This is a genomic window from Streptomyces sp. 150FB, assembly GCF_000818195.1.
Lineage (GTDB): Bacteria > Actinomycetota > Actinomycetes > Streptomycetales > Streptomycetaceae > Streptomyces.
Window position 1 is genome coordinate 4,527,850 of sequence record NZ_JTHL01000001.1, and the last position, 20,962, is coordinate 4,548,811.

18 protein-coding genes and 1 riboswitch are annotated in these 20,962 nt (G+C 69.2%); of the genes, 8 read left to right on the forward strand and 10 right to left on the reverse strand.

Annotation, left to right across the window (positions count from 1 at the left end):
- The 4 genes from cydD to QR77_RS19350 all read right to left on the reverse strand — a co-directional run.
- Nucleotides 1-1,487, reverse strand: a 1,487-nt coding sequence (cydD, locus tag QR77_RS48810; RefSeq protein WP_040023191.1) for a thiol reductant ABC exporter subunit CydD, incomplete at its 3' end; no start/stop codon positions are given.
- A 105-nt stretch (nt 1,488-1,592) separates the two neighbouring features.
- Complete coding sequence (gene cydB / locus QR77_RS19340; RefSeq protein ID WP_040023193.1) at nt 1,593-2,594, reverse strand: cytochrome d ubiquinol oxidase subunit II; 1,002 nt, start codon at nt 2,592-2,594, stop codon at nt 1,593-1,595.
- Between the two features lie 14 nt (nt 2,595-2,608).
- On the reverse strand, nt 2,609-4,117 hold the full coding sequence (locus QR77_RS19345) for a cytochrome ubiquinol oxidase subunit I (RefSeq protein ID WP_040023195.1): 1,509 nt from the start codon (nt 4,115-4,117) through the stop codon (nt 2,609-2,611).
- A 500-nt stretch (nt 4,118-4,617) separates the two neighbouring features.
- Nucleotides 4,618-5,697 (reverse strand): pyridoxal phosphate-dependent aminotransferase, encoded by a 1,080-nt coding sequence (locus tag QR77_RS19350; RefSeq protein WP_040023197.1) that lies wholly within the window; start codon nt 5,695-5,697, stop codon nt 4,618-4,620.
- Between the two features lie 430 nt (nt 5,698-6,127).
- On the opposite strand from QR77_RS19350, the gene QR77_RS19355 reads away from it, so the two are divergent.
- From QR77_RS19355 to QR77_RS19365, 3 genes are all read left to right on the forward strand, one after another.
- Nucleotides 6,128-7,240, forward strand: a complete 1,113-nt coding sequence (locus QR77_RS19355; RefSeq protein WP_040023199.1) for a LacI family DNA-binding transcriptional regulator — start codon at nt 6,128-6,130, stop codon at nt 7,238-7,240.
- 246 nt (nt 7,241-7,486) lie between these two features.
- Nucleotides 7,487-8,620, forward strand: coding sequence for a metallophosphoesterase (locus QR77_RS19360; protein ID WP_040028278.1), 1,134 nt, complete (start codon nt 7,487-7,489; stop codon nt 8,618-8,620).
- Nucleotides 8,621-8,767: 147 nt separating this feature from the next.
- On the forward strand, nt 8,768-9,661 hold the full coding sequence (locus QR77_RS19365; RefSeq protein ID WP_063798049.1) for a hypothetical protein: 894 nt from the start codon (nt 8,768-8,770) through the stop codon (nt 9,659-9,661).
- Nucleotides 9,662-9,769: 108 nt separating this feature from the next.
- On the opposite strand, the gene thiC is transcribed toward QR77_RS19365, so the two are convergent.
- Nucleotides 9,770-11,575 carry a phosphomethylpyrimidine synthase ThiC gene (gene thiC, locus QR77_RS19370; RefSeq protein WP_040023200.1) on the reverse strand — a complete coding sequence of 602 codons (1,806 nt, stop codon included), beginning with the start codon at nt 11,573-11,575 and terminating at the stop codon, nt 9,770-9,772.
- A riboswitch (TPP riboswitch) is annotated at nt 11,568-11,712 on the reverse strand. Its footprint overlaps the gene before it by 8 nt.
- A 71-nt stretch (nt 11,713-11,783) precedes the next feature.
- On the opposite strand from thiC, the gene QR77_RS19375 reads away from it, so the two are divergent.
- Nucleotides 11,784-13,214: a YibE/F family protein gene (locus QR77_RS19375; RefSeq protein ID WP_078876882.1), complete on the forward strand. Its 1,431-nt coding sequence runs from the start codon at nt 11,784-11,786 to the stop codon at nt 13,212-13,214.
- Nucleotides 13,215-13,331: 117 nt separating this feature from the next.
- On the opposite strand, the gene QR77_RS19380 is transcribed toward QR77_RS19375, so the two are convergent.
- The 4 genes from QR77_RS19380 to QR77_RS19395 all read right to left on the reverse strand — a co-directional run bounded on the left by QR77_RS19380 (nt 13,332) and on the right by QR77_RS19395 (nt 15,521).
- Nucleotides 13,332-13,766, reverse strand: a complete 435-nt coding sequence (locus QR77_RS19380) for an SsgA family sporulation/cell division regulator (protein WP_040023202.1) — start codon at nt 13,764-13,766, stop codon at nt 13,332-13,334.
- A gap of 98 nt (nt 13,767-13,864) precedes the next feature.
- Nucleotides 13,865-14,635, reverse strand: a complete 771-nt coding sequence (locus QR77_RS19385) for a helix-turn-helix domain-containing protein (RefSeq protein WP_078876884.1) — start codon at nt 14,633-14,635, stop codon at nt 13,865-13,867.
- Nucleotides 14,636-14,808: 173 nt separating this feature from the next.
- Nucleotides 14,809-15,030 carry a DUF5326 family protein gene (locus QR77_RS19390; protein ID WP_040028282.1) on the reverse strand — a complete coding sequence of 74 codons (222 nt, stop codon included), beginning with the start codon at nt 15,028-15,030 and terminating at the stop codon, nt 14,809-14,811.
- 173 nt (nt 15,031-15,203) lie between these two features.
- Nucleotides 15,204-15,521: a cupin domain-containing protein gene (locus QR77_RS19395; protein WP_040023204.1), complete on the reverse strand. Its 318-nt coding sequence runs from the start codon at nt 15,519-15,521 to the stop codon at nt 15,204-15,206.
- A 14-nt stretch (nt 15,522-15,535) separates the two neighbouring features.
- Here QR77_RS19395 and QR77_RS19400 point away from each other — a divergent pair, with 14 nt between their 5' ends.
- The 4 genes from QR77_RS19400 to QR77_RS19415 all read left to right on the forward strand — a co-directional run bounded on the left by QR77_RS19400 (nt 15,536) and on the right by QR77_RS19415 (nt 18,766).
- Nucleotides 15,536-15,916, forward strand: coding sequence for a phage holin family protein (locus QR77_RS19400; protein ID WP_040023206.1), 381 nt, complete (start codon nt 15,536-15,538; stop codon nt 15,914-15,916).
- An 11-nt stretch (nt 15,917-15,927) separates the two neighbouring features.
- Complete coding sequence (locus tag QR77_RS19405; protein ID WP_040023208.1) at nt 15,928-17,067, forward strand: cystathionine gamma-lyase; 1,140 nt, start codon at nt 15,928-15,930, stop codon at nt 17,065-17,067.
- A gap of 273 nt (nt 17,068-17,340) precedes the next feature.
- Complete coding sequence (locus tag QR77_RS19410) at nt 17,341-18,234, forward strand: LysR family transcriptional regulator (protein ID WP_040023210.1); 894 nt, start codon at nt 17,341-17,343, stop codon at nt 18,232-18,234.
- Between the two features lie 52 nt (nt 18,235-18,286).
- Nucleotides 18,287-18,766 carry an NUDIX hydrolase gene (locus QR77_RS19415; RefSeq protein ID WP_040023212.1) on the forward strand — a complete coding sequence of 160 codons (480 nt, stop codon included), beginning with the start codon at nt 18,287-18,289 and terminating at the stop codon, nt 18,764-18,766.
- A 20-nt stretch (nt 18,767-18,786) separates the two neighbouring features.
- Here the strand turns inward: QR77_RS19415 and QR77_RS19420 are convergent, their stop codons facing one another.
- On the reverse strand, nt 18,787-20,619 hold the full coding sequence (locus QR77_RS19420) for a globin domain-containing protein (protein WP_040028283.1): 1,833 nt from the start codon (nt 20,617-20,619) through the stop codon (nt 18,787-18,789).
- Nucleotides 20,620-20,962 lie beyond the last annotated feature (343 nt).

Genomic DNA, 20,962 nt, shown 5'->3' on the forward strand with positions numbered 1-20,962 from the left:
TCGAGCAGCAGCAGCGGCCGGTCGGCGAGGAAAGCCCTGGCCAGCGCGAGCCGCTGGCGCTGCCCGGCCGAGAGCCCGGCCCCGTCCTCGCCGAGCGCGGTGCCGGCGCCGTGGGGGAGTGCCATGACGAAGTCGTACGCCCCGGCGTCCCGGAGCGCGGCCCGCAGCGCCGTGTCGTCCGCCTCGGGCCTGGCGAGCCGTACGTTCTCCGCGATCGTGCCCGCGAAGAGGTACGGCCGCTGCGGGACCCAGGCGATCCGCTCACGCCAGCGCTCCAGGTCGAGGGACGACAGGTCCTCGCCGTCCACGCGTATCCGTCCCCCGTCGGGTACGGCGAACCCGAGCACCGCGTCCAGCAGCGTGCTCTTCCCGACCCCGCTCGGGCCGACGACGGCGACCGTCTCCCCCGGCTCGACCGTCAGCGTGGCCGCGTCCAGGGACGGTTCCGCACGCCCCTGGTGGCGGACCGTCAGGCGGTCGACCTCCAGTCGCGGAGCGCCGGGCCCCGGTATCCGCGTGCCGCCAGGGCGCGGTTGGGTCTCCAGGACCGTGAAGATCTCCTCGGCGGCGGCCAGCCCCTCGGCCGCCGCGTGGTACTGCGCGCCGACCTGACGGATCGGCAGATACGCCTCGGGCGCGAGGATCAGCACCACCAGGCCGGTGGAGAGGTCCAGGTCGCCATGCACGAGCCGCAGGCCGATCCCGACGGCGACCAGTGCCACCGACAGCGTCGACAGCAGTTCCAGGGCGAAGGACGACAGGAACGCGATGCGCAGCGTGCGCAGCGTGGCCTGGCGGTAGTCGGAGGTGATCCTTCCTATGGACTCGGCCTGCGCCTTGGCCCGTCCGAAGACCTTGAGGGTCGGCAGCCCGGCGACCACGTCGAGGAAGTGTCCCGACAGCCGGGACAGCAGCCGCCACTGGCGATCCATCCGGGACTGGGTGGCCCAGCCGATCAGGATCATGAAGAGCGGGATCAGCGGCAGTGTCACCACGATGATCGCCGCCGAGACCCAGTCCTCGGTGACGATCCGCGCCAGTACGGCCACCGGGACGACGACCGCGAGCCCGAGTTGGGGCAGATAGCGCGCGAAGTAGTCGTCCAGCGCGTCCACACCACGCGTGGCGAGCGTCACCAGCGACCCGGTGCGCTGCCCGTTCAGCCACCCCGGGCCCAGCAGCGCGGCCCGCTCCAGCAGCCGGCCACGCAGCTCGGAGGTGACGGCCGCGCTCGCGCGGTGGGCGGCCAGTTCGGTGAGCCAGGCGACCAGCGCACGGCCGACGGCGACCGCGCCGAGCAGCAACAGCGGCGTGGTCAGTTCGGAGCCGCCGAGCCCGTGCCGGAACGCGCCCACGACGACCTCGGCGATAAGCATCGCCTGGGCCACGACCAGCCCGGCGCCGGCGAGCCCGAGGGCCACCACCACGGCCAGGAAGATCCGGGTGGCGCCGGCGTAGCGCAGGAGACGTGGATCGATTGGTTTCACGTGAAACACCCGTCCTCGGTGAGCAGGTGAGCATCGGACTCGGCGGACTTTGGACTCAGGCCCCCAACTGAGGAGGCGAGGAACTCGACTCGCTCGGCGTCCGGCTCAGTGCGAGTCGGCGATGTGCTGGGTGCCGATCCGCTTCCGGAAGACCCAGTAGGTCCAGCCCTGGTAGAGCAGCACGATGGGCGTCGCGATCCCCGCACCCCACGTCATGATCTTCAAGGTGTACGGGCCGGACGACGCGTTCGTGACGGTGAGGTTCCACTGTTCGTTCAGCGACGAGGGCATGACGTTCGGGAAGAGCGTCAGGAAGAACATCGCCACCACGGCCGCGATCGTCACGCCGGAGAACGCGAACGACCAGCCCTCGCGTCCGGCCGCGTTGGCACCGATCGCGCAGAGCAGCGCCGCCATCGCGACGGCCATCGCGATGAGGCTCGTACCGTCACCGCTGTCCGCCTGCGTCCAGATCAGGAAGCCGAACACCAGCACTGCCGCGACGGGGCCGAGGACGAGGGCCAGCCTCCTGGCCCGTACGCGGATGTCCCCCACCGTCTTCAGCGCGGCGAACACCGTGCCGTGGAAGGTGAAGAGGGCCAGCGTCACCAGGCCGCCGACGACGGCGTACGGGTTGAACAGGCCCCCGAGCCCGCCCACGTACTCCATGTGCGCGTCGATCTTCATGCCGTGCACGATGTTGCCGAAGAAGACGCCCCACAGCAGGGCCGGGATCAGCGAGGCCCAGAAGATCGCGTGTTCCCAGTTGCGCTGCCAGTTCACCTCGGGGCGCTTCGCGCGGTACTCGAAGGCGACACCGCGCACGATCAGGCAGACCAGGATGAGCAGCATCGGCAGGTAGAACCCGGAGAAGAGGGTCGCGTACCAACTCGGGAAGGCGGCGAAGGTCGCACCGGCGGCGCTCAGCAGCCAGACCTCGTTGCCGTCCCAGACCGGGCCGATGGTGTTGATGAGGACCCGCCGCTCGTCGCGGTCGCGGGCCAGCAGCCGGGTCAGGACGCCGATGCCGAAGTCGAACCCTTCGAGGAAGAAGTAGCCGGTCCAGAGAACGGCGATCAGGACGAACCAGACGTCGTGGAGTTCCATAGCTCCTCAAGTCCTCAGTAGGAGAAGGCCATCGGCCGGTCGGCGTCCGTGTGGTCGCCGCCGATCCTGGTGGGCGGGTTGAGGTCGTCGTCCGTCAGATCCGGCGGGCCCGCCTTGACGTACTTCACGAGCAGCTTGACCTCGATGACGGCGAGTACCGCGTAGAGCGAGGTGAAGACGATCATCGAGGTGAGTACGGAGCCCTGGGAGACGCCCGGGGAGACCGCGTCGGAGGTGCGCAGCACCCCGTACACGACCCATGGCTGGCGGCCGGTCTCGGTGAAGATCCAGCCCCAGGAGCTGGCGATCAGCGGGAAGAGCATCGTCCAGAGGGCGACGATCCAGTACCACTTGGCGAACTTCGGGCTGAGCGCCTTGTTCTTGAAGAGCACCAGATACGGCACTTCGTCGTCGCTCGTCCGCAGGTGCGCGGGCAGCATGAACTTCTTGCGGGTCAGCCACAGTCCGAGCAGGCCGATACCGAAGGACGCCATGCCGAAGCCGATCATCCAGCGGAACGCCCAGTACTCGACGGGGATGTTGGGCCGGTAGTCGCCGGGGCCGAACTTCTGCTGCTCGGCCTTGTTGACGTCGTTGATGCCCGGGACGTGCGAGCTGAAGTTGTCGTCGGCGAGGAAGGACAGCAGTCCGGGGATCTCGAACTCGACGGTGTTGTGGCCCTTCTCGACGTCCCCGTAGGCGAACACGGAGAACGGGGCCGGCGCCTGTCCGTCCCACAGGGCTTCGGCCGCGGCCATCTTCATCGGCTGCTGCTTGAACATGACCTTGCCGAGGGTGTCCCCGCTGAGGGCCGTCAGCAGCCCCGCGATCACGACGGTGACCAGGCCGAGCCGCAGCGAGGTGCGCATCACCGGGATGTGCTTCTTGCGTGCCAGGTGGAAGCCGGCGATGCCGACCATGAGGGCGCCGCCGACGAGGAAGGAGGCGGTCATGGTGTGGAAGAACTGGGTGAGCGCGGTGTTCTGGGTGAGTACGGACCAGAAGTCGGTGAGTTCCGCGCGTCCGGTCTTCTTGTTGATCCGGTAGCCGGTCGGGTGCTGCATCCAGGAATTGGCCGCCAGGATGAAGTACGCGGAGAGGATCGTGCCGATCGAGACCATCCACATACAGGCGAGATGGATCTTCTTCGGCAGCTTGTCCCAGCCGAAGATCCACAGCCCGATGAAAGTCGATTCGAAGAAGAACGCGATCAATGCCTCGAAGGCGAGCGGGGCGCCGAACACGTCGCCGACGAATCGCGAATAGGCGGACCAGTTCATGCCGAACTGGAACTCCTGCACAATGCCGGTGACGACACCCATCGCGATATTGATCAGGAAGAGCTTGCCCCAGAACTTGGTCGCCGTGAGGTACTTGGGGTTCTCCGTACGGACCCAGGCGGTCTGGAGCCCCGCGGTGAGCGCGGCCAGAGAGATCGTCAGGGGTACGAAGAGGAAGTGGTAGACGGTGGTGATGCCGAACTGCCATCGCGCCAGGGTCTCCGGCGCCAGAGCGAGGTCCACGTCATCTCTCCTTACATCGCCTTGGTCAGGGCGCTGCTTGCCCCGTTCGTCCCGGACGTAGTGGCAGGAACCAGGGCACGCTTGTGAATGCGTTCACATTCACAAACTATTATGGCGCACCGATTTTCCGATGTTCGAGGGGGGTATCAAAACCGCCGAGAAGGGTCCGCCACCCAACTGCCCATACAGGGACAAAGAGGGGCGTCCCGAGCGGTCGGCGATCATGACCGGAGCGAGACCTGCGCCACACCCGACGGCAGGTGACGCATCACACCTCGTACCGGATCACCGGAGCCTCGGGGCGCCGCCGAAGGATCGCCGAAGAGTCGAAGAGGCACCGAAGAAGGGACCGAAGAACGGGAAGCGCGAAGGACCGGAACGCGGAAAAGCCCCGGTCCCTAAAGGCCCGGGGCGTTCCAGCGAAGAATACGGAAGGAGATGCGGAAGGACACGCGGAAGGACAGCGGGCCTTTCGACAAGGCCCTCGTCGCCGCCTCCGGCTACAACTCCTTGCGGAATGTCTCGGCCGCGCGCAGGAAGAGGTCGTTCCCCTTCACCTCGCCGATCGTCACCCGCACACCCTCGCCGGCGAATGGCCGGATAATGACCCCGGCCCGCTCGCAGGCGGCGGCGAAGTCGAGCGTGCGCTCCCCCAGCCGCAGCCAGACGAAGTTGGCCTGGGTCTCCGGCACGGTCCAGCCCTGCCCGAGCAGCGCCTCATGGACCCGTCCGCGCTCGCCGACCAGCGTCTCGACCCGCTCCAGCAGCTCCGTCTCGGCCCGCAGCGAGGCGACCGCGGCGTCCTGGGCGATCTGGCTCACGCCGAAGGGGAGCGCGGTCTTGCGCAGCGCAGCGGCCACCGGCTCCTGCGCGATCACGAATCCGACGCGCAGGCCGGCCAGGCCGTACGCCTTGGAGAAGGTACGCAGGACGGCCACGTTCGTGCGGTCCCGGTAGATGTCGACGCCGTCCGGCACCTCGGGGTCCCTGATGAACTCGCGGTACGCCTCGTCCAGCACCACCAGCACATCGCCGGGCACCCGGTCGAGGAAGCGTTCGAGCTCGGCCCGGCGCACGACGGTACCGGTGGGGTTGTTGGGGTTGCAGACGATGATCATGCGCGTCCGCTCGGTGATCGCCGCGGCCATCGCGTCCAGGTCGTGCCCCTCGCCGGCGGTCAGCGGGACCTGTACGGAGGTCGCGCCGAAGAGCTGGGTGATGATCGGGTACGCCTCGAACGACCGCCAGGGGTAGATCACCTCGTCACCGGGGCCCGAGGTCGCCTGGACGAGCTGCTGGGCCGCGCCCACGGAGCCGATCCCCGTCGCCACGTGCGCCAGCGGAACCCCGAAGTGCTCCGACACCTCGTTCGTCAGCGCGGCGCAGGCCATGTCCGGGTAGCGGTTGAAGACACCCGCGGTCGCGACCGCCCGCTCCATCACGCCCGGCAGCGGCGGATAGGGGTTCTCGTTGGAGGACAGCTTGTAGGTGACGGGCCCGCCCGCCGCAGCCGGCTTGCCGGGCACATAGCTGGGAATGCCGTCCAGCTCGGCGCGCAGTTTCGGGCGCAAGTCACTCACCGCAGGTCCTCCTGGCCGGTCACCGTACGTGATCGGTACGTCGTCCGCACGCGATCCGTACCTCGTCAATGCTCCTCACCATATGAGGATTCGGCTGCTGCGAACAGAGGGGTCCCCGGAGGCCGTGGCGGAGCGGCCCGGAGCGGTTCGCGGGGACGGGCCAGGAGGTAGGGGGCGCACGCCGATCTGGCGCACGCCGGTGGCTCGCGCCGTGGCGCGCATCCCCCGTAGAGGTGAGTTGAGACCTCTTCGAGACATGGACCCTTCGACAGGTTCATGCCGCTCCCTACATGCCAGACCATAGTCAGAGCCCCTAACTCCCTGCTCTTCCATGGCCGTTGCCCCTTGTTGATCTTGCAGAAACGTGCCTCCCGATGGGTGCATATGCGACCGGCCTTACCGCCTTCCTGCGCCCTACTATCGGCTCGCCATGACAGCAGCAGGGAAACACCAGGTGAGCCGGACGGGCACAACCCGCCGGGGAAGCCGGCAGGGTCGGGCGGGCATCCGGGACGTAGCCGCCGCAGCCGGTGTCTCCATCACGACTGTCTCGGACGCGCTCAACGGCAAGGGTCGCTTACCCGACGCCACCCGGCGCCATGTCCGAGAAGTCGCGGAACGGCTGGGCTACCGGCCGTCCGCCGCCGCCAGAACCCTCCGTACCGGCAGATCGGGCCTCATCGGCCTGACCGTGACGACATACGGGGATGAACCTTTCACCTTCACCGAGTTCGCCTACTTCGCCGAGATGGCCAGGGCAGCCACCTCCGCCGCCCTGGCCCGGGGCTACGCCCTCGTCATCCTTCCCGCCACCTCCCGCCATGACGTCTGGTCGAACGTCGCCCTCGACGGCACCGTCGTCATCGACCCCTCCGACCACGATCCGGTCGTCACCGAACTCGTACGGCAGGGCCTGCCCGTCGTGTCGGACGGACGCCCCGCAGCCACCCTCCCCGTCACCGCCTGGGTCGACAACGACCACGAGGCGGCCGTCCTCGATCTGCTCGACCATCTCGCCGCCGCCGGAGCCCGCAGGATCGGGCTGCTCACCGGCACCACCACGGACACCTACACACGCCTGTCGACCACCGCTTATCTGCACTGGTGCGAACGCGTCGGACAGGACCCGGTCTACGAGTCCTACCCCGCCCACGACCCGTGCGCCGGGGCCGTCGCCGCCGACCGCCTCCTCGCCCGTCCGGACAGACCGGACGCCGTCTACGGGCTCTTCGACCCCAACGGCACCGACCTGCTCGCCGCCGCCCGGCGGTACGGCCTGCGCGTCCCCGAGGACCTGCTGCTCGTGTGCTGCAGCGAATCCACGGTGTACGCCGCCACCGAGCCGCCGATCACCACGCTCTCGCTCAAGCCGAGACGTATCGGCACGGCCGTCATCCAGCTCCTCATCGACGCCATCGAAGGCATCGATACCGGCGGCCCGCTGGAACAGGTGATACCGACAGAGCTGATCGTCCGGACCTCCTCGCAGCGCCGCCCGCCGCGCACGACGGTCAGCGCTCCCCGGTCGCCCGCGGGGGACTGACCGTCCCGGAAGGAGGCCCGGCCGAAGGACCGGACCTTTCGCAATTGGGGCGATCAGCGCGAAATCAGCCGTTGATCGCCGCCTGCGATCGGATTCACCACCCCTGGTGCGTCACACATGACGACCGGCATTCCTATGATGGGGCGCACGACACTGCGGACCTTCCCCGACCTCCGGTGGGCTCACCCCCACCCGGCAGAGCGGGCGCGAGCGGTGTACAGCGGCGCGACGGTGGTGGAGGGGTCGATGACACAGGGGGCCGGCCAGGGACCCGCGGTGCGTACGGCGACGTTGCGCGACTTCCGCGTACCGCCGTACGCGCAGGTGCCCGTGCAGTCGGGAGAGTTCGCGCGGACCGGGCAGGTCGGTCCCCCTGACGGCGTCACGTCCGGGGGAACCGGATCCGGGGGGCCCGGCTCCGTGCACCCCGGCAACGCCGTCCCCGCGAACGAGCTGCCGGAGGGGTACACGCCCACCCTTCAGGATCTGCCGGTCATCCATACGGGCGACACCGTCCAGGTGCAGGCCGCCGACATGCCGTCGCCCGACGGCCTCGGCCCGCTCTTCGTCGTCGGCGACGTCCACGGCTATCTCGACGAGCTGCTCGACGCCCTCGCCGAACAGGGCCTCGTCGACTCCGAGGGCAACTGGGCGGCGGGCACGGCCAGGCTCTGGTTCCTCGGCGACTTCACCGACCGGGGGCCCGACGGCATCGGGGTCATCGACCTGGTGATGCGGCTGTCCGCCGAGGCCGCGGCCGCGGGTGGGTACTGCAAGGCCCTGATGGGCAATCACGAGCTGCTGATCCTCGGCGCCAAGCGGTTCGCCGACACCCCCGTCAACTCCGGGGCCGGCACCGCCACCTTCCAGGCGGCCTGGCTTCTCAACGGCGGCCAGCGGACCGACATGGAGCGGCTCCAGGACGTCCATCTCCAGTGGATGTCACGGCTCGACGCGGTCGTCGAGGAGGACGGGCATCTGCTGATGCACTCCGACACGACCGCCTATCTGGATTACGGATCCAGCATCGACGACGTGAACGACACCGTTCACCAAATCCTCACCCGCAGTGACGCCGATGAATGCTGGGAGCTGTTCCGCAAGCTCACCAAACGTTTCGAGTTCCGCGACGAGGGCGGTTCCGGAGCCGTTCAGGAACTGCTCTCGCAGTACGGCGGACACCGCGTTGTCCATGGCCACAGCCCTATTCCCTATCTTCTCGGGGAAGTCGGAACCGAGGATGCCTCGGACGACGAGGGTGAACGCCGACCGGTGGTGGAAGGGCCGCACGTATATGCCGACGGACTTGCCATCGCCATGGACGGTGGCGTCACCATGGCCGGAAAACTGCTGGTTGTACAGCTTCCCCTGCATAACTGAAACAGGGCCGGGGAGGCGAATCCCGGAAACCCTCTGTCATACGGCGCCGTAACAGCTCTACCATCGGCCTATCCGTAGCAGGCTCTCCTCCGTTTCTGCCAACGGCCCGTTCCACGCGGGCAATTCGGCTCTACGGAGCATCGGGGGATGCACATGAACAGCGCTCCGCACCTGTTGAGCGAGGATCACGCGGAATTCGAGCGGATCCTCGACGCGGCCCTGCGTGACGAGTTGGACCGGCCTGATCTCGCCCCTGGCGGGCCCCGGCTCAACGCCGAGCAACTGCGCACGATGGCACTGGGCGCCACGGCACTGATAGCCACGGCGGCCGCCGTCGAGTACGCGCGCTACGCGAAGCTGCGCGAGGAGCTGCGGACGCCGCCCCCGGCCGAACCGGTCCAGGCCTCCGTCCTCTCCCCGGCCATGAGCGAAGTGGCCGAGAGCGGCGCGGGGTTCGCCGCGGTCATCGCCGTACTCGTACCGGTTCTCGCCGGCACGGCCGCCGTGATCTTCCTGCTCGTGGGCTACCTCCTCAAGGCGCTCGACCCTCCGCCCGCGTTCGCCGCCAGCCTGCTCGCGGTGGGCTGGTTCTTCGGGGCCGTCACCGTGATCGGCATCCTGGCCGCCGCCGTCGCGCTACTGATCACCGCTCTGCGCAACAGCTCGACCGAGCTGTCCGCCACGGAGGCGGGCGGTGAGCTGCCTCCCGAGCTGGCCAGGGCGCGCGAGGACTGGCGTGACGCGCTGCTGGAGCGCGGCATCGTGCCGTTCCTGCGGTCCGCCCTGGCCGAGCCCGCCACCGGAGCAGCCCCGGGCACCGGGGCGGGTGCCGGAGCTGATCCGGATGGTTCAGCGGGCGCTGGCCGTAGTGCCGGCCGTGGTGCCGGAGCGGCCACGGCCAGGCACCTGCCCAAGATCGGTTACAGCCGGCCGAACTTCTCCAGCCCCGACGACGGCTCGACGGCCGGCCGGCGCCCGACGTACAGCAGTCCGGATTTCTCCAGCCCGGACTACGGCGGCCCCGAGCACCGGCCGGAGTGAACAACCTCCGGCCGGCGGTCGGGGCGGTGCCGTCAATGCCGTGAGCACCCGTGCCTGCCGCGACCGGTCAGCGCCTGCTCGGTCGGCGCCTGCTCAGTCGGCGCCTGCTCAGTCGGCGATCGGCAGATAGACCCGGTTGCCCGCCGCCGCGAACTCCTTGGACTTCTCCGCCATCCCCGCCTCGATCTCGTCGACCGCCAGGTCGCCGCCGTGCTGGCGCCTGATGTCCTGAGAGATCTTCATCGAGCAGAACTTCGGACCACACATCGAACAGAAATGCGCGGTCTTCGCGGGTTCGGCCGGCAGCGTCTCGTCGTGGAACTGCCGCGCCGTGTCCGGGTCGAGCGCCAGGTTGAACTGGTCCTCCCAGCGGAACTCGAACCGCGCGTCCGAGAGCGCGTCGTCCCACTCCTGCGCCCCCGCATGCCCCTTGGCCAGGTCAGCGGCGTGCGCCGCGATCTTGTACGTGATGACGCCGGTCTTGACGTCGTCGCGGTCCGGCAGCCCCAGGTGCTCCTTGGGCGTGACGTAGCAGAGCATCGCCGTACCCCACCACGCGATCATCGCCGCGCCGATCCCCGAGGTGATGTGGTCGTACGCGGGCGCCACATCGGTCGTGAGCGGGCCGAGCGTGTAGAACGGCGCCTCCTCGCAGATCTCCTGCTGGAGGTCGATGTTCTCCTTGATCTTGTGCATCGGGACATGGCCCGGGCCTTCGATCATCGTCTGTACGTTGTGCCGCTTGGCGATCGTGTTCAGCTCGCCCAGCGTGCGCAACTCGGCGAACTGCGCCTCGTCGTTGGCGTCGGCGATGGAGCCGGGCCGCAGCCCGTCACCGAGGGAGTACGTCACGTCGTACGCGGCGAGGATGTCGCACAGCTCCTCGAAGTTCTCGTACAGGAACGACTCCCGGTGGTGCGCGAGACACCACGCGGCCATGATCGAGCCGCCGCGCGAGACGATGCCCGTCTTGCGGCGCGCCGTCAGCGGCACGTACCGCAGCAGCACACCCGCGTGGACGGTCATGTAGTCGACGCCCTGCTCGGCCTGCTCGATGACGGTGTCCCGGTAGATCTCCCAGGTCAGCTCCTCGGCCTTGCCGTCGACCTTTTCGAGCGCCTGGTAGAGCGGCACGGTGCCGATGGGGACGGGGGAGTTGCGCAGCACCCACTCGCGGGTGGTGTGGATGTTCCGGCCGGTGGAGAGGTCCATGACCGTGTCGGCGCCCCACTTGGTGGCCCAGGTCATCTTGTCCACCTCCTCCTCGATGGAGGAAGTGACCGCGGAGTTGCCGATGTTGGCGTTGACCTTCACCAGGAACCGCTTGCCGATGATCATCGGCTCGATCTCCGGGTGGTTCACATTGGCGGGCAGTACGGCGCGGCCCGCCGCGATCTCGTCCCGTACGACCTCCGGGGCGACGTTCTCGCGGAGCGCGACATACTCCATCTCCGGGGTGATGTCGCCGCGGCGGGCGTACGCGAGCTGGGTCACCGCCTGGCCGTCGCGTCCCTTGCGCGGCAGACGCGGCCGGCCGGGGAAGACCGCGTCGAGGTTGCGGAGCCCGCCGCGCGGGGTCGTGTGCTTGAGGCCGTCGTCCTCGGGGCGGACCGGGCGGCCCGCGTATTCCTCGGTGTCGCCGCGGCTGATGATCCAGTTCTCGCGCAGCGGCGCGAGACCGCGGCGGACGTCGGTCTCGACGGTGGGGTCGGTGTACGGCCCGGACGTGTCGTACAGCGTCACGTCCTTGCCGTTGGTGAGGTGCACCTGACGGACCGGCACCTGGAGATCCGGGCGCGAGCCCCGGATGTATCCCTTGTGCCAGCCGATGGACCGTGCGGCCTCGCCCGGATTCTCCGAAGTGCTCGGAGAATCGGAGTCGGAGGCAGGCGTGTGTGCGTCCTGAACGGTCATGAGACCTACTCCCTACGCCGGCATTACCCGGTAACAGGTTCGGCGGTCGGCGCAGCGTGGGTGTTCCGGAGTTACTCCGGCGACTACACGGTCAGCGCCCTCTCAGCCCGGTGCTCCGAGCTCCCGCGTGTGCAAAGGCGTTACCACGCTAACTCGACACCGGGCGCGCTGACCAGAGGGCCCCTCCGCTTCTTGCGATGATCTGGCCGTGACCTCACCTCAGCAGAGCCACGATCCGCATGGGCACTCGCACAGTCACGGGCCTGCCGCACCGGTCTCCCGGCACTTGCGGAAAGTCATCGCGGCGGTCCTGATTCCGTTCACCGTGGCGGTGGTTGTCGGGCTGGCCGTGCTGTGGCCGGGCGGCGCGCCCGCGCACCAGCGGACCGGTGTCGGCTTCGACCGGCAGACCCAGCAGGCCCAGGTGGCACGGATCGACAAGGTCGACTGCAAGGACGTGAACGCGTCCCAGGTTCCGTCGACGGGCGACACCTCGGCGCCGGGGGGTGCCGGAGCGGGGCCTGGGCAGGGGCCGGCCGGGGAGTGCGAGAAGGCGACGGTCGAGATCACGAGCGGCAAGGACACCGGACGCCGATTCGTCGAGGTCGTCCAGCCGGACGCGCCGCGGCAGTTTCACGTGAAACAAGGCGTCGTGGTGGCGTATGCACCGGATGCTCCCCACGACCTGCAGTACTCCGTGACGGATGTGAACCGCCAGTTCCCGCTGGCTCTGCTGGCCGGGATCTTCGCCGTGGTGGTGATCCTCATCGGCCGGATGCGCGGGGTGATGGCGCTGGTCGCGCTGGTCGTCTCGTTCGCCGTGCTGACGCTGTTCATCCTTCCGGCCATACTTCAGGGCTCGAATCCACTGCTGGTGGCGGTGGTCGGATCGAGCGCGATCATGCTGCTCGCGCTCTACATGTGCCACGGCCTGACGGCCCGTACGTCCGTCGCCGTCCTCGGCACGCTGGTCTCGCTGCTGCTGATCGGGCTGCTGGGGTCCGTCTTCATCGGCTGGGCGAGCCTGACGGGCAACACGGACGACAGCACCGGGCTGATCCACGGCCTCTATCCGGGCATCGACATGAGCGGCCTGCTGCTGGCCGGGGTCATCATCGGATCGCTCGGTGTCCTCGACGATGTGACGGTGACCCAGACGTCGGCGGTCTGGGAGTTGCACCAGGCGGATCCCTCGATGGGCACCCGGGACCTGTACCGCGCGGGCATCCGGATCGGCAGGGACCACATCGCCTCCGTGGTCAATACGCTCGTCCTGGCGTACGCGGGCGCCGCCCTGCCGCTGCTGCTGCTCTTCTCGATCGCGGAGTCGAGCGTGGGCGCGGTGGCCAACAGCGAGCTGGTCGCTGAGGAGATCGTACGGACCCTGGTGGGCTCGATCGGCCTGGTCGCCGCGGTGCCGGTGACAACGGCGCTGGCGGCGCTGGTGGTCTCCGCGGATCGGGCTGGGACCGCGGAGCCGCCGGCGGGTGTCCGGGAGGCGCAGGCCGGGCTCTCCGTACCGGGACAGGGGCAGGCGCAGGTGCAGGGGCAGGTGCGGGCGTTGGGTCAGGTGCGGGGGCTGGGTCAGGGCATGCTGTCGCGCGGGCTCGGCGGCGGAGGCCGGCGCCGTAAGAAATAGCCCGTCGCGAAGAAGCCCCGCCGGGTGTCCGGTTGGGGCTGGGGGCCCGTGCGGCCCGCGAGGGTGGCCCGTCGATGTGGCCTGTCGAGATGGCCCGTCACGGTGCGGCCGGTTGGATCAGCCCGCGTTCTCCTCGGCGAGAATCCGGCCCAGTGCTTCTTCAAGATTGCCCTCGAAGTCCCCGAGCGTGCGCTCCTGGCCGAGCGGGACCAACCGGTCCGTACGGTCCAGGAAGGCGACCAGCGGCGGGGCACTCACCCTGAAGAGCGCGTGATCCTCGCCGACCTGGAGCCGGATATGGACGTCCGACAAGTTCTCGGGGTCGGTCGGCGCGATGTGCACATCGCCGTCCCCGCTGGGCGTATTGATGCCGTCGAGCAGCAGCTCACGGCCAAAGGTCCAGGTCACGGGGGCGTCGCCGGGCAGATGGAAGGTCATCCGCACCGCGAACGGGTCCGCCGCCTCGTAGTGGAGTTCCACCGGGATCCTGAAAGAGAGCTCCTCGGAGACGAGGAAGTTCATCAGGACCTCGGCTTGGACCGACTCGCGCATCGTGCACCACTCCGGAGTAGATACGGCTGGGAATCATCCCCTGGAAAGTCTTGACGTAATCGTCCTGTAAGCGCTAGCAGATCACAAGGAGTAATTTTTCAGATACTGATAGAGAAGGCGATCGAGGTCAGAAGGCTGCCGATCTCTCTACGTAACCGCTCGACGGCCCCCAGGAGTTTTTCCTGCTGATCCAGTGGCATGGAAATGGCCAGGGCCGCTGCGGTGGATCCGGCCGTGATCGGTACGGCGGCACAGACGGTGCCGATCGCGTACTCCTGCCGTTCCACCACCGGCTGCATCCGTCCCACGGAGGCCAGGCGCTCCAGCAGGGCGCCCCGGTCCGGTACGGAGTGGGGGGTGAGCGTGCCGACCGGGTGGCGGTCCAGGTGGTCGAGGCGGGCCGGCTCGTCGAGCTGGCTGAGGAGGCACTGCCCGATGGCATGCGCGTAGGCGGTCTCGCGGAAGTCGGCCCACTCGTCGACGGCGGGGGCCTTGGGGCTGTCGGCCACCGCGACCAAGTCGATCTCGCCCTCGTGGTAGACCGCGAAGTAGACGGGGGCGCCGATGGTGTCGCGCCAGTGCCCGATCGAGTCGGCGATCTTGGTGCGACGCTTCTGCGGGGTCTCGCCGCAGGCGAGCCGGTGGACCGCGTCACCGAGCAGGAAGACGCCGTTCTCCCTGCGGAGATAGCCCTCGTACGTCAGGGTGCGCAGCAGGTGGTACGCGGTGGGAAGAGGAAGTCCGGCCTCACGGGCGAGCTGTTTGGCGGGCGCCCCGTCCGGATACGAGCTCGCGGACTCCAGTAGTCGCAGGGCTCGTTGTACGGATCCGATGAGGGTAGGGGCTGTGGGTCGTGGAACTGTGGCCAAAGGTCACCCCCAGGCGTGCTGACGGGCGAGAGCCCGCCCGCGGGGCCACTTTATGGGCAGCCCCGGCGCCTGGTTGGTTTCCTCTTCACCTTTCCCTCGCGCGGGCTAACGGCCGCACCGGCCGCCACCCGCCGCAGATCCCCTCCGGGCCCTGGCCGGACCGCCGGCCGCCACTACCAGTCGCGGCGGTCGGACGACGAGGACGAGGACGACATGAACTTGCGTACGACGTAGATGAGGCCGCCGACGATCACCACGAAGATCAGGGCCTTGAAGAGCAGCCCGACCAGGAACCCGACCACAGTGGCGATCAGCCCGCCGAACACGACGATGGCGACCACGGGTACCGCGATCCACTTCACCCACCAAGGCATCCCAGCGAATATCTCCCGCACCGCCATCGTCCTTACCTCGTTTCGCCTTATGTCCCAGATGTCGCGGCTCTCTGCCCGACTCCTCGATGCTAGATCGGTGGAAGCACGTTCGGACGGCTCGCGCCCCTCGTTCTTCCCTGATCCGACCCTGAGAAGGATCTGAGGGGGGACCCGAGGGGTCCGGAGCCGGGGCCTCAGGCCTCGGGCGGCGAGAAGACGACCATCACCCGCAGGTCCTCGGTGATGTGGTGGAACTTGTGGACCTCGCCCGCCGGCACGTACACGACGCTGCCCCGGCCGACCTGCGTCGTCTCCATCCCGACCGTGATCGAGGCCCGCCCGCTCACGACGAAGTACACCTCGTCCTGCCGGTGCGGCCGCTGCGGGTCGATCTCGCCCGCGTCAAGGGCGTACAGCCCCACGGACATGTTGCGTTCGCGCAGGAACTGGAGATACGCGCCGTCGTTGGCGGCACGCTCCGCCTCCAGCTCGTCAAGTCGAAATGCCTTCATGCCACGATCAGACCATGAAGAATTTTCTCGTCAAGACGATAGCCAACGCGGCCGCACTGGCCGTGGCTGCCTGGGTGCTCGACGACATCACCCTCACGGGTGGAAACACCGGCAAAAAGGTCCTGACGCTGGTGCTTGTCGCGCTCGTCTTCGGCCTGGTGAACTTTGTCGTCAAACCGTTGGTGAAACTGCTCACACTGCCGCTGTTCATCCTCACCCTCGGGCTGATCACACTGGTGGTCAACGCCCTGATGCTGCTGCTCACCTCCTGGGTCGCCGACACGCTCGACCTGAGCTTCCATGTCCAGGGCTTCTGGACAGCAGTGCTCGGCGGTCTGATCATCTCCATCGTGGCGTGGGTGCTCCACCTCGTCCTTCCCGACAACGAGGATTGAGGTTTCAAGTCATGAGTCTTCCTGAGGACACCGGCTTCGGGGACGGCACCCGCGCCGTACGGGCCGGCCTTCCCGACCCGGTGAAGTACGAACCGACCCTGCCGGGACCGGTCTTCGCCGCCCACTTCCACCTGCCGGGCGAGCCGACAGGCCCGTACACCTACGGCCGGGACGAGAACCCGACCTGGACCCACCTCGAACGTGCCATCGGCGAGCTGGAGGCCCCGGGCGAGAGCGTGGAGACCGTGGCCTTCGCCTCCGGGATGGCCGCGATCTCCGCTGTGGCCTTCTCGCAGCTCCGCGCCGGCGACGCCGTGGTCCTGCCGGACGACGGCTATCAGGCCCTGCCGCTGCTGCGGGAGCGCCTGGAGGCGTACGGCGTGGAGGTCAGGACGGCGCCCACCGGGGGCAACGCTCAGCTCCGTGTCCTGGAAGGGGCCCGGCTGCTGTGGATCGAGACACCCTCCAACCCGGGGCTCGACGTCTGCGACGTCCGGCTGCTGGTGGAGCGGGCGCACGCCGGGGGCACGCTCGTCGCCGTCGACAACACCCTCGCCACCCCGCTCGGCCAGCGACCGCTGGAACTGGGCGCGGACTTCTCGGTGGCCAGCGACACCAAGGGCATGACGGGCCACGGCGACATCCTGCTCGGCCATGTCACCACGGCCGACTCGGCACGCGCCGCCGAGGTACGGCGCTGGCGCAAGATCGCCGGCGCGATCCCGGGGCCGATGGAGGCCTGGCTCGCGCACCGCTCACTGGCCACCCTCCACCTGCGCGTCGAACGGCAGTGCGCGAGCGCGCTCGTACTGGCCAGGGCCCTGGAGGCACGCCCCGAGGTGAGCGGGCTGCGCCACCCCGGGCTGCCCGGCGACCCCTCGCACGCGGTCGCCGCCCGGCAGATGCGGCGCTTCGGCTCCGTCGTCTCGTTCGTCCTGCCCGGCCGGGAACAGGCCGAGCGCTTCCTGGAGGGACTGCGGCTGGTCGACGACGCGACGAGCTTCGGCGGCGTACGGTCCACGGCCGAGCGGCGCGGACGGTGGGGCGGCGACGCCGTACCGGAAGGGTTCATCCGCTTCTCCGTCGGCGCCGAGGACCCCGAGGACCTGGTCGCCGACGTACTGCGGGCGTTGGACGCTTCGGCGCCGTAACTTCCCCGGCCGTACGGCGCGCTGAACGGAGACGGTCCGAGCCTCCCCCCTCGTGGCTCGGACCGCCGTGTGGTCCACGCGCGGAGAACCACCCGGACTAGGCTAGTTGACTCTGCGTCAGTGTCCAATCACAGTAGCGGCAGGTAGCTATCGACTTATTTATAGTTGAGCGATCCGAAAGCACTGTCCTGCCGGGTTCGACACAGAATTTCCCGAGAGGCCGGACACGGAATTCGGGACAGGACCCCAGGGTCCGGGACAGGAGAGCGGGACATGGACCTGGCCCTGCTGCGTACGTTCGTCGCCGTGCACAGGGCCGGATCCTTCACCCGGGCCGCCACTCTCCTCGGCCTCTCGCAGCCTGCCGTCACCGGCCAGATCCGCACCCTCGAACGGCAGCTCGGCCGGCCGCTGTTCCTGCGGCAGGCCCGCGGCGTCACGCCCACGACCATCGGCGACGAACTCGCGCACCGGGCGGCGCCGCACCTCGACGCGCTGGTCGAGATCGCCGAGACCGGACTCGACGAGGAGTCCGGCGTACGGACACTGCACCTGGCCGGGCCCCCCGAGTTCGTCTCGCTGCGCGCCCTGCCCGCGCTCATCCCGCTCACCGCCGAAGGCCTCGCGCTGCGCTCGTCGTTCGTCGCCAACGCCGAAGAGGTCCTGGAGGGGCTGGCCGCCGGACACCACGACCTGGCCATCGCCACGGCCCGACCGCGCGGCGGACTGCTCACCTCGACCCCGCTGTGCGACGAGGAGCACGTGCTCGTCGCCGCACCCCGCTGGGCGGCCCGGCTGGGCCATACGGTGCTGCGTGAGGGCCATGTGGTACTGGAGCAGCTTCCCGTGGTCGAGGTGCACGAGTCCCTGCCGCTCGTGTCCCGCTACTGGGCGGCCGTCTTCGACTCCCGGCCCGCCGCTGCCGCCACCGTGATAGCGCCCGATCTGCGGGCCGTGCTGGAGTGCACGGCGGCCGGCGCCGGACTCGCCGTACTCCCGCGCTATCTCTGCGAAGGGGCCCTGGAGCGCGGCGAAGTGGTCGCGCTGCTCGACCCGCCGGTACCCCCGCTGCGCACGTACTTCCTGGTGGTACGCACCGGGACACTCGCCCTGCCACCGGTCGCCCGGGCACACGAGTGGCTGCTGCGCGCCGCGGTGGACTGGTGACCCGAGGCGCCTCAGGAGTTTCAGAACGGGTGCGGCGGGCGAACCTCTTCCCATGACCGAACGGCCCGTGGTCAAGCGCACCGCACGCGCCATCCTGCTCGACGGCGACGACCTGATCCTGATCAAGCGCACCAAGCCGGGGGTTGACCCCTACTGGGTCACACCCGGCGGCGGGGTCGAGAGATCCGACTCCACCGTCATCGACGCGCTCCACCGCGAGGTGGACGAGGAACTCGGCGCGAAGATCACCGATGTGGTCCCCTGCTTCGTCGACACGGTGGAACACATCGCCGACGCCGGGGTGACCGGCGTCAAGGTGCAGCACTTCTTCGTCTGCCGGATGGAGTCGATGGACACCTCCCTGCGGCACGGCCCGGAGATGGACGAACCGTGCGGGGAGTACGAGATCGTCCGGGTGCCCTTCAGCCGGGTCGGGATCGCCGCCGTCCATCTCGTACCGCTGTCGCTGCGCCACTACCTGGACGGCAACATCGAGGGCGTACGCGCGATGCACGCCCCCGACCTGGGCTGAGACGGGGCCTCGTCACCGGTTCAGGTGGAGGCGGCGACCAGTTCGTCCAGCGAGTCGTGGCGTATGCGGTCGACCGGGATGCCGGCGCCCCGGAGCGCGGTGATACCGCTGCGGACCATTCCGGGCGGGCCCGACAGATACGCGTCGTACTCGTGCCACGGGCCGTAGTCGCGCACCACGGCCTCGGGAAGCAGACCCTTCGGCCCATGGCTCTGGCCGGATCCCTCGGCGATCACGGCGCGTACGGCAAGCCAGGGGTGGACGCTCTGGAGCCGCAGCATCGTGTCGATGTCGTACAGGTCGTAGTCGTGCCGCGCACCGTAGAAGACCTCGACGGGCCGCCGGTTGCCGTGCTCGGCGACATCCTCGACGAGCGCCTTGATCGGGGCGATGCCGGTGCCGCCGCCCAGGCAGAGCAGGCCGCTGTCGGTGCTGTGGTCCACGGTCATCGAGCCGGCCGGAGGGCCGAGGCGCAGGACGTCACCGGGGCCGGCGTGGTGGACGAGCGCGTTGGAGACCCAGCCGGCCGGGACGGCCTTGACGTGGAAGGCCAGCAGACCGTCGGTGCGAGGCGCCGATGCGAACGAGTAATGCCGCCATACGCGCGGCCACCAGGGCGTCTCCAGGCTGGTGTACTGCCCGGCGCGGAAGGGGTACGGCTGGTCCGGGCGGACCGTGATCACCGCGATGTCGGGGGTCCGCAGCTCGTGCGAGACGACTTCGGCCTCCCACCAGGGCGGCGCGTACGGCTCGTTCTCCGCTGCCGCGTCGATCATGATCTGCGAGATGGTGGTGTACGTCCGGACCCAGGCGGCCTCGGTCTCCACGTCCCAGGTGGCCGAGGCGTAGCGGGACAGCGCGCCGAGGAGAGCCTCGCCGACGGCGGGGTAGTGCGCGGCCTCCGTGCCGTACTTGCGGTGTCCCCGGCCCAGATTGCGCAGGTAGTCCGTGAGGACGTCCGGGGTGTCCATGTGCTCGGCGGCGGTGAGCAGGGCCTTGAGCAGCCGGTCGCGCTGGGCGTCCATGGCGGCGGGGAACAGGGCGCGCAGGTCGGGGTGGCGGACGAAGAGCAGGGCGTAGAAGTACGCGGTGACCTGGTCGGCGACGGGTCCGATCTCGCGCATGGTGCGGCGGACGAGGACCGCGTCGGGGGACGCGTCGCGATCGTCGTCGGACGCGGCGGCGCTCGGGGCGGTCGGCTCCGGCTGCGGCTGCGGCTGCGGCTGGGGGCCGGCGGGCTGCTCGAACGCCGGGGCTTCGGCGGGGGGCGCCTCGGGTGCGGCGGCTTCGGGCGGCAGAGCGGTGGACGCTACGGCAGGGGGCTCTTCGGCGGCCGGCGGCGCGGACCCCGGTGACTGCGGCGGTACGAAGTCGGGCGGCACCACGTCGGGCTGTACGGGGCCGGGACGCGCGGGGGCCGGGGCGGTCGGCGGGAACGGGGCGCCACCGCCCCGGAACGCCGCACCGGGGCCCTCATGGCTCTCCGGATGGGGCGCGGGCCGGTCGCCACCACCGGCCGTCCTGGTACGGGGTCTGAAAGCGTCGGGGACATCGTCCACCGGGGCCGGCTGCCGGGTCTCCGGCTCCTCGCGCCCGCCGTGTCCCGCAGGCACCTCAGGGGTTTCCCGCTGCGGCGGAGCCGGACGGCCCGCCACGGATCCCACCGCGCGTATGGAGGCCAGGGGACGGATCGGCGTGGGTATTCGGTCCCTGCCGTCCTCCGCGGGCTCGCCCGCCGTATCGGGTTCCGGCCTGTTGTCGCCGGCCGGCGCCCTGCGGGGGGTGAACCAGCCACCTCCCGGCCTGCCTCCGGAAGTGCCGCTGTCGGCCGACGTGGTGGTCGGAGCGTCCATGGTGTGCCTCGCCTCGAACATCTTTCGGTCGGTCTGCGCACTTCCGCTGGTCCGGAACACGCTAGCAATTCCCCGCTGACTAGCACTGTCGGCTGCCCACATTAACCTCCGGCATACTCCCGATTCCGGCGGGAGGCTGAGGAGTCTGGGCCTTGCCCGTACACCTGGTTGTCAGAGGATGACAGCGTGTGGTGTCGGGCGGGACAAAGAGAGCGAAGTCCGGGCATCGGCACCGGCTTTCCCGATAAGGTGCGTCAACGTGTGCCGTTCCGGGGCTTATCGGCCGACTTCCGGCGAACATTCCCACGCGTTCGGCGGCTGTTTCCACCCATTCACGGTCCGC